This is a genomic window from Anoxybacillus suryakundensis (genome assembly GCF_001418025.1).
Lineage (GTDB): Bacteria > Bacillota > Bacilli > Bacillales > Anoxybacillaceae > Anoxybacillus > Anoxybacillus tengchongensis.
In genome coordinates this window covers 23,531-36,756 of the sequence record NZ_LIOK01000021.1, presented here as the reverse complement: position 1 = coordinate 36,756, position 13,226 = coordinate 23,531, and the positions used below count along the sequence as shown (strand labels likewise).

The 13,226-nt window shown below is 42.1% G+C and carries 10 protein-coding genes, 1 other RNA gene and 1 other annotated feature; of the genes, 10 read left to right on the top strand and 1 reads right to left on the bottom strand.

Features of this window, described 5'->3' with window-relative positions; genetic code table 11:
• Positions 1–221 (bottom strand): transposase (locus ASC42_RS12030; protein WP_072242741.1); only part of this gene is annotated, 221 nt, incomplete at its 3' end.
• Between the two features lie 155 nt (positions 222–376).
• Between ASC42_RS12030 and ASC42_RS12025 the strand changes: the two genes are divergently transcribed.
• The 10 genes from ASC42_RS12025 (at position 377) to ASC42_RS11985 (ending at position 13,219) form a co-directional block, all read left to right on the top strand.
• Entirely contained in the window at positions 377–1,636 is a 1,260-nt protein-coding gene (locus ASC42_RS12025) for an N-acetylmuramoyl-L-alanine amidase family protein (protein WP_055441951.1), read from the top strand.
• A 52-nt stretch (positions 1,637–1,688) separates the two neighbouring features.
• Positions 1,689–1,918: a binding site (T-box leader), on the top strand.
• A 52-nt stretch (positions 1,919–1,970) separates the two neighbouring features.
• Entirely contained in the window at positions 1,971–3,242 is a 1,272-nt protein-coding gene (hisS, locus tag ASC42_RS12020) for a histidine--tRNA ligase (RefSeq protein WP_055441950.1), read from the top strand.
• An 11-nt stretch (positions 3,243–3,253) separates the two neighbouring features.
• On the top strand, positions 3,254–5,032 hold the full coding sequence (aspS, locus tag ASC42_RS12015) for an aspartate--tRNA ligase (protein WP_055441949.1): 1,779 nt from the start codon (positions 3,254–3,256) through the stop codon (positions 5,030–5,032).
• A 50-nt stretch (positions 5,033–5,082) separates the two neighbouring features.
• Positions 5,083–5,275, top strand: a non-coding RNA gene (ssrS, locus tag ASC42_RS13805) — 6S RNA.
• A 112-nt stretch (positions 5,276–5,387) separates the two neighbouring features.
• Positions 5,388–6,152 carry a tRNA threonylcarbamoyladenosine dehydratase gene (locus ASC42_RS12010; protein ID WP_055441948.1) on the top strand — a complete coding sequence of 255 codons (765 nt, stop codon included), beginning with the start codon at positions 5,388–5,390 and terminating at the stop codon, positions 6,150–6,152.
• A 175-nt stretch (positions 6,153–6,327) separates the two neighbouring features.
• The gene (locus tag ASC42_RS12005) at positions 6,328–9,387 is read left to right on the top strand and encodes an efflux RND transporter permease subunit (RefSeq protein WP_055441947.1); all 3,060 of its coding nucleotides are present in this window, start codon (positions 6,328–6,330) and stop codon (positions 9,385–9,387) included.
• A 79-nt stretch (positions 9,388–9,466) separates the two neighbouring features.
• Positions 9,467–10,276, top strand: a complete 810-nt coding sequence (locus ASC42_RS12000) for a TetR/AcrR family transcriptional regulator (RefSeq protein ID WP_055441946.1) — start codon at positions 9,467–9,469, stop codon at positions 10,274–10,276.
• Between the two features lie 11 nt (positions 10,277–10,287).
• On the top strand, positions 10,288–11,568 hold the full coding sequence (locus tag ASC42_RS11995; protein WP_055441945.1) for a replication-associated recombination protein A: 1,281 nt from the start codon (positions 10,288–10,290) through the stop codon (positions 11,566–11,568).
• A gap of 73 nt (positions 11,569–11,641) precedes the next feature.
• Positions 11,642–12,058, top strand: a complete 417-nt coding sequence (cymR, locus tag ASC42_RS11990; protein WP_032100512.1) for a cysteine metabolism transcriptional regulator CymR — start codon at positions 11,642–11,644, stop codon at positions 12,056–12,058.
• 15 nt (positions 12,059–12,073) lie between these two features.
• Positions 12,074–13,219 (top strand): cysteine desulfurase family protein, encoded by a 1,146-nt coding sequence (locus ASC42_RS11985; protein WP_055441944.1) that lies wholly within the window; start codon positions 12,074–12,076, stop codon positions 13,217–13,219.
• The last annotated feature ends 7 nt before the right edge of the window (positions 13,220–13,226 follow it).

Sequence of the window (13,226 nt, the reverse complement as noted above, 5' to 3'; positions counted from 1 at the left end):
TATTCGACAAGAAGCTGACGATAATCCAAACGCGGAAGCGTTTCGATGACAGGCAGTTCATCGACTTGGAGTTTCTGATACGATTGATTCACCGGTTCTTCGTCATCCCAGTCTGTGAGGGACTTTCCAAAAAGTACACCTAGTAAATAAATAATGATTTGATATTGGATCTTGATTATTTGGAGCATTTTGATTAATAATTGAGGTAACAAGCTTGTCACTCCTTTGTTTTGATTGGGTGTGGGGTTACCTCAATCGTACCAAAAACAGCAGGGGTGGCAAGCTTTTTTTGTCGAAAACCGCATAAAATCAATAAAAACTTAGGGTATGTCTTTAAAACTTTTGACAATACCTGACAACGTAGGGGGGTTGCAACATGAAAAAATCGTTCATGACGTCACTGTTCGTTTTTTGTTGTTTGTTGCTGATCGTACAAACGGCGGAAGCAGCGATAAATGTGCGCATAGCTGTTAATCAACTCAATGTGCGTACCGGCCCGGGATTTACGTTTACGGTACAAGAAAAAGTAGCAAAAGGAAAGCAATATCCTGTCGTTCAAAAGCGAGGAGAATGGCTACAAATCCGGCTCGCCTCAAATCGAACAGGTTGGGTGCATGGAAAATACGTTCAAACGCAAAATGAGGCGATTGAAATAAAAAAACAAATACAACAGCCGGTCGTATGCCAAGTAGATGGTTTACGTATTCGCAAGGGACCAGGAACGACATATGCGGTCATCGGTTATGTCAACCGCAACGAGAAAGGAACGGCGACGATGACACAAAATGATTGGATATATGTACGCTGGGAAGGAAAAGAAGGATGGGTGAATCGGGCATATGTAGCAAACGCTGAGCAAAATAGTGAACAAATGACATACGATACATATGTTCAAATGTTATACGACAATACAAATATTCGTTCTTCCCCTTCTACCCAATCGCCTGTGATTTCGAAAGCAAAACGTGGTGATCAGTTCGGAGTCATTCGAAAGGAAGGGCAATGGTATGTCATTCAAGTGGATGCCCAAACGATCGGATATGTAGCCGAATGGGTTGTTCAAGTGACGCAAACATCCGCTCCCTCTCAAAATCAAACAATAGTAGGAAAAACAGTTGTTATTGATGCAGGACACGGCGGCAAAGATTATGGGACAACGGGTGTCAATGGAACAATTGAAAAAATGTTAACGTTACAGACCGTGCTGTTGCTAAGCGAAAAACTGAAACAAATGGGGGCTAACGTCATTTTAACACGGTCAGATGATCGATTTTTATCGTTAAGTGAGCGAGTACAAATAGCTACGAACAATAAAGCAGATGCGTTCATTAGCATTCATTACGACAGCGCGTTAAATCGCACGGCGAGCGGATTAACGGTATATTACTATAAATCAATCGATCGGTCGCTTGCAGATGCGCTTTTTGATCCCCTCAGTCGCTTAACAGGCATTCAGCAACGTGGGGTTCGTGTAGGAAACTATCATGTTTTGCGCGAAAATAGCCGTCCCTCTGTATTGCTTGAGCTCGGCTATTTAAGCAATCCGAATGAGGAACTGTTCGTCGTATCCCCAACATATCAACAGGCAGCGATAGAAGCGATTTGTAGCGGATTGCTTCGTTATTTCGAAAAATAAAGGTCGTCTTGACAAATGGTTTGTTCGTACGTAATATAAAAGAAAATTCAACATCTCGCCGATGATGGAGAAAAGTAGTTAAGAGTACACATGGCCAGAGAGGAAATGCCGTAGGCTGGAAGCATTTCTCCATGATGACTTAACGAACGAACACTCCGTAGGTTTCTCTTTGAACGCGCGATCGTTAGTAGGAGAGAACGCTTTCCGAGCGTTATCGGATGAAAGTGGAAGCATGCGCTTCAACTAGGGTGGCACCACGGGAATTCATCTCTCGTCCCTAATTTATTAGGGGTGGGAGATTTTTGTTTGCATAAAAACTAAAGGAGGGAATGATATGTCATTTCAAATTCCGCGCGGGACGCAAGACATTTTGCCAGAACAAGCGGCAAAATGGCAATATATTGAACAAATTGCGCGCGAACTTTGTCGGCGTTATAACTATCAAGAAATTCGTACGCCAATTTTTGAACATACGGAACTATTTTTACGCGGTGTCGGCGATACAACGGATATTGTTCAAAAAGAAATGTACACGTTTGAAGATCGTGGCGGTCGCAGTTTAACGCTTCGTCCAGAAGGAACAGCAGCGGTCGTCCGTTCATTTGTTGAAAATAAAATGTACGGATATCCGAATCAACCGGTGAAACTGTATTACATGGGGCCGATGTTCCGTTACGAACGTCCGCAAGCAGGTCGTTTTCGTCAGTTTGTCCAATTTGGTGTCGAAGCGCTCGGAAGTAACGATCCAGCGATTGACGCTGAAGTCATTGCTTTAGCGATGGATATATATCGCTCACTCGGACTGAAAAAACTGAAACTTGTGATCAATAGTTTAGGCGATGTTGAAAGTAGAAAAGCGCACCGACAAGCGCTCATCGATCATTTCCAACCTCGCATTCATGAGTTTTGCGATGATTGCCAAGCGCGGTTACATAAAAATCCGATGCGTATTTTAGACTGTAAAAAAGATCGCGACCACGAACTTATGCGCACAGCTCCGTCGATTCTTGATTACTTAAATGAACAGTCGCGCACATATTTTGAAAAAGTGCAAATGTATTTACAAAAGCTTGGCATCGCATTTGAAGTCGATCCGCGGCTTGTGCGCGGTTTAGATTATTACAATCATACAGCGTTTGAAATTATGAGCGAGGCAGAAGGATTTGGCGCCATTACGACATTATGCGGTGGTGGACGTTATAACGGTCTCGTTCAAGAAATTGGCGGGCCTGAAACGCCAGGTATCGGATTCGCTTTAAGCATTGAGCGCTTGCTTGCTGCATTAGAGGCTGAGGGTATTTCATTACCGATTTCAGAAGGAATTGACTGTTATGTTGTGGCATTAGGAGAACAAGCAAAAGAAGAAGCGGTTGCTCTCGTCGCTGCCCTTCGTCAAGAAGGCATCGCGGCAGAAAAAGATTATCAAGATCGAAAAGTAAAAGCACAGCTGAAAGCAGCGGATCGTTTGCATGCGGCATACGTTGCCATTTTAGGCGAAGATGAACTGCAAAAGGGTGTCATTAACGTCAAACATATGGCAACAGGGGAACAGCAAGAAGTACCTCTTGACATATTTGTTTCACATATGAAAAACGTATTGCAATAGGAGGGGAAAGTATGTTCGGAAGGACGCATTACTGTGGAGAAGTAACAGATACAGCGATTGGTCAAACGGTGCGCTTGAAAGGATGGGTGCAAAAGCGTCGCGACCTAGGAGGGCTTATTTTCATTGACTTGCGCGACCGCACAGGCATTGTTCAAATTGTGTTTAGCCCAGATGTCTCGAAAGAGGCGTTGCAAGTCGCAGAAACGATTCGCAGCGAATACGTGTTAGACGTAGAAGGAACGGTCGTTCAACGTGAAGAAGGGCAAGTGAACCGAAATTTATCGACTGGAACAGTTGAAGTACATGCGACACATGTGACGATTTTAAGTGAAGCAAAAACGCCACCGTTTCCAATTTCAGACAAAACGGACGTATCAGAAGATGTGCGTTTAAAATATCGTTATTTAGATTTGCGTCGTCCCGTCATGTTTCAAACGTTTCAGTTGCGTCATCAAGTAACGAAAGCGATTCGCGACTTTTTAGATGAAGAAGGCTTTTTAGAAGTAGAAACGCCAATCTTAACGAAAAGTACGCCAGAAGGAGCACGCGATTACTTAGTGCCAAGCCGTGTACATCCAGGCGAGTTTTATGCGTTACCACAATCGCCACAAATTTTTAAACAATTATTAATGGTCGCTGGCTTTGAACGATACTATCAAATTGCTCGTTGTTTCCGTGATGAAGATTTACGTGCTGACCGTCAGCCAGAATTTACACAAGTCGATATTGAAACATCATTTATGAGTCAAGATGATATTTTAGCAATGATCGAGCGCATGATGGCGCGCGTCATGAAAGTCGCAAAAGGAATCGACATTCCTATTCCTTTTCCACGCATGTCATATGATGAAGCGATCGCTCGCTTTGGCTCGGACAAGCCAGATACTCGCTTTGGACTTGAGCTTGTCGACCTATCTGAGCAAGTGAAAGATTGTGGCTTTAAAGTGTTCGCCAGCGCAGTGCAAAACGGTGGACAAGTGAAGGCGATCAACGTCAAAGGCGCAGCGGACAAATATTCCCGCAAAGATATTGATGCGTTAACAGAATATGTCGCTCGCTACGGGGCAAAAGGGTTAGCATGGTTGAAAGTTGAAAACGATGGACTAAAAGGGCCAATTGCGAAGTTTTTTAACGAAGACGAGCAAAAACAAATGATGCAAACGCTTGAAGCGGAAGTCGATGATTTGTTGTTATTTGTAGCCGATAAAAAATCTGTCGTTGCAGACTCGCTTGGCGCGTTGCGTTTAAAATTAGGTAAAGATTTGAAGTTGATTGACGAATCAACCTTTCATTTCTTATGGATTACAGATTGGCCGCTTTTTGAATACGATGAAGAAGAAAGTCGCTATTATGCGGCACACCATCCGTTTACAATGCCTGTTCGTGAAGATGTGCCAAAATTTGAAACAGATCCAGCGAGCGTTCGCGCACAAGCGTATGATCTTGTGTTAAACGGATATGAGTTAGGAGGAGGATCGCTCCGTATTTTCGAGCGTGATATACAAGAAAAAATGTTTAAAACGCTCGGTTTTACTGAAGAACAAGCGCGCGAACAGTTTGGCTTTTTGCTTGAAGCGTTTGAATACGGTACACCTCCGCACGGTGGAATTGCTCTTGGATTAGACCGTCTTGTCATGTTGCTGGCGGGTCGTTCTAACTTGCGTGATACGATCGCCTTTCCGAAAACAGCAAGTGCTAGCTGTCTGCTAACAGAAGCACCAAGTGTAGTAAGTGAAGCGCAATTAGATGAGCTGCATTTACAAGTGAAGGACGTTCAAAAAGTAGACTAAATTTGTAACGTTGCAAATGCATGCGAAGTGTGCTAACATACAAGTAACAACAAGTCCTGATGTGTTTGTCGTATCACCTATTGTTTTGACCGAACAATGTGTGATACGGGAGCTCGGGTTTTCAGGTAGCGTACATGCCTCATTTACATACCGAGGACGTACATAAGCTTGAAACAGGGCACCCACCTGTGAGAGAGCGGGTTCAAAACAAAGGCCATCAGCGACGGCACGATTGGGACTTAAGCAACAAAAACGAATAAAGCCTTGACGTAAAGAACATGCTTTACGTTAAGGCTTTTTTTGTGCCATAATGCATGTATATCCGATTGAAATACTTACATATAGGAGGAAAAACATGTTATATCAATTTTCTCGTAACGAACTTGCGATCGGAAAAGACGGATTAAAACGACTAAATGAAAGTACCGTTGCGATTCTCGGTATCGGTGGTGTCGGCTCGTTCGCAGTCGAGGCGCTTGCTCGTTCAGGTGTCGGGCGTCTTATTTTAATTGACAAAGATGATATTGACATTACCAACGTCAATCGTCAAATTCATGCCTTATTGTCAACTGTCGGACGTCCGAAAGTGGAAGTCATGAAAGAGCGCATTGCTGATATTAATCCAGCGTGCGAAGTCATTGCGTTAAAAATGTTTTACACGGAAGAAACGTATGAGCAAATTTTTTCGTATGACATGGACTATGTCATTGATGCGTCGGATACAATTTCGTATAAAATTCATTTAATGAAACAATGTTTAGAACGCAATATTCCAATCATTTCAAGCATGGGAGCAGCAAATAAAATGGATCCAACTCGTTTTCGCATCGCTGATATTTCAAAAACGCATACGGATCCGATTGCAAAAGTCATTCGCACAAGATTGCGAAAAGAAGGAATTAAAAAAGGTATTACCGTTGTTTTCTCGGATGAAAGCCCAATCGTCATTCGTGAGGACGTTCGCAAAGAAGTAGGAAACGATGAAGCAACGATTCGTAAGGCGAAAATGCCGCCGTCATCGAATGCGTTCGTTCCATCTGTTGCAGGTCTCATTATGGCTGCACATGTCATACAACAATTATTAAAAGACATTCCGATTCAACGTGTAGATCAACAATAAGGGGCTGTCCGATAAGTCCCTAAAATGAGGCGCAAAGGAAAAACATCCTTTGCGCTTCTTTATAGCACATTATTAGTTGCAAAGAAAAGGAATTTGAATTATATTGAAAATGCGACTGTTTGGTCGTAATAAAACGACCATTTGGTCATATTTCCAGAAAGAAAGGAAGAGCGGAATGAACTTTTTAACGAGGTTTAGTTTAAAAAATGCGGTCGCTGTATTTATTATTTCGTTTCTACTCATATTAGGCGGACTATATTCATTTTCTTCTTTAAAAGTTGATTTGTTGCCAAATATTGAGTTTCCACAACTATCTGTGGAAGTCATTTATCCAGGTGCTTCGCCAGAAGATATGAACGAGCAAGTGACGACAAAGTTAGAAGAAAAGTTTAAAGCAATTGACGGGGTAAAGAAACTCCAAAGTACATCGTTTGAAAGTATTTCTATTATTAACCTAGAGTTTCCGTTCAACACTGATATGGAAGAAGTTGAACGACAAGTTGAATCGCTAATGAAAGAAGCTAATTTACCAGAAAACGTGCAAACGAAAGTGAATCGGTTCTCGTTTGGTACGTTCCCGATTTATAACATTTCTCTGTTTGCAAAAGGGGATACAAACGTACAACAGCTGTTAGATGATACAATCATTCCAGAGTTGAAAAAAATTAATGGTATCAACTCCATTTCTGTCGGTGGAATGGAAGAGGATATTGTTCAAATTACAGTTGATAAGCAAAAAGCATTACAGTACGGCTTAAGCTTAACGCAAATTAAAGAACAAATTAATGAAAAGTTTTTAGCGTTCCCTGCCGGAAATGTTCAAACAGAAACAGTACAAATTCCGATTCGCGTACAACAAAAAATTGAAACGATAAAACAACTTGAAAATTTACCGTTGTCTTCGCCAATGATGAATGCATCATCAGCAACACCAGCAAGTGGTCAGCAAGCTTCTGCAAAAATTACGTTAAAAGATGTGGCGACGATTGAGGCAGTGACAGAGCAAGGAGAAATTACGCGCTACAACTTACAACCATCTTTATCCATGGCTATTACGAAAAAGCAAGATGCCAACACTGTTGAAGTGGCAGAAAAAGTACTAAACGTGCTTGACAAATATAAAGATCAAATTGATTATGCCATAGGATTTGATTCTGCTGAAGGAATTAAAAAGTCTGTTGAAACGCTCGTGCGTGAAGGATTGCTCGGAGCATTGTTTGCGTCCATTGCAGTGCTTATCTTTTTACGAAATGTACGTGCAACGATCATTGCGATTATTTCGATTCCGCTGTCGTTACTTGTAGCGTCCATTTTCTTACAACGAATGGATATTTCTTTAAACATTATGACGCTTGGAGGAATGGCGGTTGCGGTCGGACGTGTTGTAGACGATAGCATCGTTGTTATCGAAAACATTTTCCGACGCGTGCGCAAATCGAAAACGGGAATAACAGATGAACTTGTCGAAGACTCAACGAAAGAAATTTTAAAGGCAATTACATCGTCGACGATTACAACAGTTGTTGTCTTTTTACCGCTCGGTCTTGTTGGCGGCGTGACAGGCGAGTTTTTCTTACCATTTGCGTTAACGATTGTGTTTTCCCTTTTAATGTCGCTCGTTGTTGCAATTACGATCGTTCCAATTTTAGCGAAATTTTCGTTTAAAAAAGTGCCGCCAGAAGAAAAAGAGGGAGCGTTGCAACGAGCTTACGGTCAAGCGATTGAATGGGCGTTGAATCATAAAAAAACCGTCTTGCTTTTGTCTGTTTTATTGCTCGGTAGTTCATTCGCTATTGTACCGAAGTTAGGCTTTACATTTATTCCAAACGAAGAACAAAAATCATTAATCGCTGCCGTCGAACTTCCATCGTCTACTCCATTAGAAAAAACGAACGATGTATCGTTGAAAATTGAAAATATGTTTGCTTCAATGAAGGAGATTGAAGAAGTTACTGCAGGAATTGGTAGTCGCGATTTCCGTAGCGGATTAAAGCGGAAAAACCAAGCGAACTATTTTATCACGTTGAAAGAAGACACAAACGTGAGCGCATTTATTAAAAAGTTAGAAAAAGAAATGGAAACGATCGCTCAAGCGGAAGTAAAAGGTGCAAAAATCGGTGTTCAAGAATTGCAAACAGGCGGCCCGCCGTCAAACAATAACGTAAATATTGACTTATACTCGACAAACTTAAATGCGTTACAACAGGCAGCGAAAGATGTAGAAGCGTACTTAAAGACGCGCGACGATTTGAAATATGTCACAAATAACTTTACAGATAAACAAAAGCAAGTTGTCGTTAACATTGATACGAACAAAGCAATGGAATACGGTGTATCAGGATTTCAAATTCTCGGTACAATCGCTGATCAAACTCGTCCGGTTCAAGTCGGTACGTTGACGTTAGACGATGAAGAACGGACGGTACAATTGTCATATGATAAACAAATGGCATCGATAGAAGAGTTAGAAAACACACTTATTTTCACAAAGTTCGGTCCAGTGCCAGTAAAACAATTGGCAGATGTGAAAGAAGTCGATACATTTACATCGATTCAAAAATTGGACGGAAAAGTGTTCGCACGTGTGTCAGCTCAAGTCGTTGGTGACAACATTCAAAAAGTCACACAAGATGTCATCAATGGCGTGAAAAAAGAAATTGACTTACCAAAAGACGTCTCATTTGAAGGCGGCGGTGGAAGCGATGAAACGGTAGAAACGTTTCAACAACTCGGTTTAGCGATGGTTGTAGCCATTGGGCTTGTGTATATTACGATGCTTATTACGTTCGGAAAAGCGCGCATACCGTTTATTATTTTATCATCGCTTGTATTCGTTCCAATCGGTTCGTTGCTCGGCTTATTTATTGCGAATGAACCGATGTCTGTCAGCGTTATGATCGGTTTATTAATGCTCATTGGAATTGTCACAACGAATGCGATCGTTCTCGTTGACCGCATCGGGCAAAATCGTGAGCAAAAAGGAATGACGATTCGTCAAGCGCTCATTGAAGCAGGAAAAACACGCTTACGTCCAATTTTAATGACAGCATTTGCGACAGTTGCCGCACTCATTCCGCTTGCGCTTACGAAATCATCGGGAACGCTCATTTCCAAAGGATTGGCGATTACGGTCATCGGTGGATTGACGTCATCAACGTTATTAACGTTAATTCTCGTTCCTGTTGTGTATGAACTATTTTTCTTCCGTCAAGCGAAAAAAGAACGACAAGCATAATCGATAACAGGCTGACTGAAATTCGGTCAGCCTGTTATGTTATAATAAAACGAGAAATGAACAATAAGGATGAGGCCGAGTGAGCAGAAAAGAGCAAATTATTGAAGTGGCGATGAAACTATTTGCTGAAAAAGGATATCACGCTACAACGATGCAAGAAATTGCTGAGCATAGCCAGTTAGCAAAAGGATCGCTATACAATTACTTTAAGTCAAAAGAGGAAATTGTGCTGTCGATTTTTCAATATCATTACGATCAGCTGTTTCAACAATTTGCACGTATCGCTTCTGATCGTTCGTTAACGGCACGTGAAAAATTTTTAAAGCAACTTTCTCTACAAATTGAAGCGTTTGAGCAACATAAAGAAATTGTACAAATGCATATGGGCGATCATGCACAAAAAGTTAGCGAAGACGTTCATGCGCTCGTTTTACGTATTCGTTCCCATTTATTTGACTGGTACGTTCAATCACTCATAGATGTATACGGGGAGCGTATTCGTCCGTATGTACTTGATTGTGCCGTTATGTTAAATGGCATGTTAAAAGAATATTTATTTTTCGCCCTTTTTGAACAAAAGACGTTTCCTTTTCAACGATTAGCCCCTTTTTTAATCGGGCGACTTGATACTCTTGTCGACAGTTTACAGCACGACATGCCGTTGCTTAGCCACGATGCTCAAGCGGAAAAAACACGTGCACTCGCGCTTATTGAGGAGATGATCGAAGAAGCGAACGATCATGATATCGTAGAGCTCCTAAAACAATTAAAAACAGAAGTAGAGCGAGATGAACCGCGAAAAGCGATTATTGATGCGTTTGTTTTATATTTACAACAAAGTAATGTGCGCGAGTTTGTTCCTGCCTTACGTGCAGCGCTAGCATTGTGAGGTGAGAAAAAATGTTGTTTGCTCAAGAGCCGCTTGCTTATCGTATGCGTCCACGCACCATCGATGAAGTCATCGGACAAGATGATGTCATTGGTTCACATACAGCGCTATATCGAATGATTAAAAATGGCTATGTACCTTCGTTGTTGCTTTACGGACCGCCTGGCGTCGGCAAAACATCGCTCGCTTATGCGATTGCTGGAACGATGCAACGTCCGTTTTATACGTTAAATGCGACAACGGCAGGAAAAAAAGAAATCGAAGAAATTGTGGCAGATGCTCGCTTTGAAGGTAACGTCATTTTATTTATTGATGAAATTCATCGTTTCACAAAAGCGCAGCAAGACTATTTATTGCCACATGTCGAAAACGGCCTGATTACGCTTATTGGAGCGACGACGGAAAATCCGTTCCATTCGATTAATCCGGCTGTTCGAAGTCGTCTAGGGCAAATCAAACAGTTGCAACCATTGACAAAAGAGAAAACGATCGAGTTATTACGTCGCGCTTTAGCGGATCGTGAACGAGGATTAGGTCATTGGCACGTTGAAATTAGCGATGAGGCGCTGTCTATGATTGCAGAAGGAGCAAATGGTGATGCGCGCACAGCGTTAACTTTGTTGGAGGAAGCGATATATGCAACGAAGCAAGACGATCAACGCGCTGTTGTAGATTTACATACGGTTTTGTTTTGTGTAGAAAAAAAGGCATTGACGTATGATAAACAAGGAGACACGTATTATTCTTTACTCTCCGCTTTTCAAAAAAGCATTCGTGGCAGTGACGTAGATGCTGCACTTCATTATTTGGCACGACTGCTTGAAGGCGGAGATCTTACCGCTGTTTGTCGTCGTCTTGCGGTCATTGCTTATGAAGATATTGGATTAGCAAATCCACTGATCGGAGTGAAGGTGATGAGTGCGATCGAAGCAGCCGAACGTCTCGGTATGCCAGAAGCGCGCATTCCACTTTCGGTCGTGACGATTGACATGTGTTTATCACCGAAATCAAATAGTGCATATAAGGCAATTGAACAAGCACTTATGGATGTGCGGAGCGGCAAAGGCCAATCTATTCCGCTTCATTTACAAGATGCTCATTATAAAGGCGCCACACTTCTTGGACGCGGAGTAGGATATAAATATCCGCACGACTATGCGTACAGTTGGGTGGCACAACAATACTTGCCTGATGATTTAATCGGGGTGCAATATTATCAGCCGAAACAAAACGGAGAAGAAAAACAGCTCGCTCATGTGTACGAACGGCTAAACGAACGAAAAAAGCAGTAACGTTCCTTTGTTTCGCATTTTTATGTTATAATGGCTTGTGTTTCTTTTGACAGTTGATGAGGGGATGATTCGTTTGAAAATATCTACAAAAGGTCGATACGGTTTAACGATTATGATTGAGTTGGCTAAACGATATGGAGAGGGACCTATTTCATTAAAATCGATTGCTCAAATGAACAACTTATCCGAGCATTATTTAGAACAACTCATTTCTCCATTGCGAAATGCTGGTTTAGTAAAAAGTATTCGCGGAGCGTATGGCGGTTATATTTTAGCAGATGAACCGTCAAACATTACAGCAGGTGATGTCATTCGTGTGTTAGAAGGACCGTTGCAAGTCGTTGAAGAACTAGAAGATGAAGAACCAGCGAAGCGTGAACTATGGATGCGCATTCGCGATGCGGTAAAAGAAGTGTTAGATAGTACAACGCTAGAAGACTTAGCAAGCCATACGGACGACCATGGTGATGCATATATGTTTTACATTTAAGAAAGGAGAATGTATTTGGAGCGCATTTATTTAGATCACGCAGCAACGTCTCCTGTTCATCCGCAAGTCGTGGAGGCAATGATACCGTACATGACAACATATTTCGGCAACCCATCAAGCATTCATTCGTTCGGGCGTGAAAGTCGCCGAGCGCTTGATGAGGCACGGGAGACGATTGCAAAAACGATTGGAGCAAAAGCGAACGAAATTATTTTTACAAGCGGTGGAACGGAGGCGGATAATTTAGCGATCATTGGTGTGGCGATGGCGAATCGCGAAAAAGGTCGTCATATCATTACAACGTCCGTCGAACATCACGCCGTATTAAAAACGTGCAAATTTTTACAAAAACAAGGATTTGATGTGACGTATTTGCCTGTGGATGAGCATGGTATGATTTCAGTTGAACAAGTAAAAAGCGCTTTGCGCGATGATACAATCGTTGTGTCCATTATGTTTGGTAACAACGAAACAGGCGTATTGCAACCGATTCACGACATTGGCCAATTACTTCGCGACCATGATGCGTATTTTCATACTGATGCGGTACAAGCATATGGCCTCGTTCCGATTCATGTGCGTGAACTCGGCATTGATTTACTTTCGGTATCTAGCCATAAAATTAATGGGCCAAAAGGGGTAGGCTTTTTATATGCGCGTGAAGGCGTTCGACTTGCTCCCCACATATACGGAGGGGAACAAGAGCGAAAGCGGCGAGCAGGAACAGAAAACGTGCCAGGGATTGTCGGATTGCAAAAAGCAGCTGAACTTGCGCAACAAACGATGTTTGAAAAAAGAGCGTTGTATGAGCAATTTCAACGTACTATGCTTGCGACATTTGAACGAGAAGGCATTCATTACGCGGTCAACGGTCATGAAACAAATCGCTTGCCACATGTATTGAATGTTGCGTTTTTTGGAACAAATGTAGAAGCATTGCTTGTCAATTTAGATTTAGCAGGTATTGCTGCATCAAGCGGATCAGCATGTACGGCTGGCTCCATTGATCCGTCACATGTGTTAGTAGCGATGTACGGAAATGATTCCGAGCGTATTCGTTCTTCTGTTCGTTTTAGCTTTGGATATGGCAATACAATCGAACAAATAGAACGTGCCGCATATGATATTGCAAACATTGTGAAGCGACTAACAAAAGCGTGAAAGGAGG

Bases quoted from the DNA above. Each gene is read 5' to 3' on its own strand.
- ASC42_RS12025 (WP_055441951.1), top strand. From the start codon at position 377: ATGAAAAAATCGTTCATGACGTCACTGTTCGTTTTTTGTTGTTTGTTG.
- hisS (WP_055441950.1), top strand. From the start codon at position 1,971: ATGTCATTTCAAATTCCGCGCGGGACGCAAGACATTTTGCCAGAACAA.
- aspS (WP_055441949.1), top strand. From the start codon at position 3,254: ATGTTCGGAAGGACGCATTACTGTGGAGAAGTAACAGATACAGCGATT.
- ASC42_RS12010 (WP_055441948.1), top strand. From the start codon at position 5,388: ATGTTATATCAATTTTCTCGTAACGAACTTGCGATCGGAAAAGACGGA.
- ASC42_RS12005 (WP_055441947.1), top strand. From the start codon at position 6,328: ATGAACTTTTTAACGAGGTTTAGTTTAAAAAATGCGGTCGCTGTATTT.
- ASC42_RS11995 (WP_055441945.1), top strand. From the start codon at position 10,288: ATGTTGTTTGCTCAAGAGCCGCTTGCTTATCGTATGCGTCCACGCACC.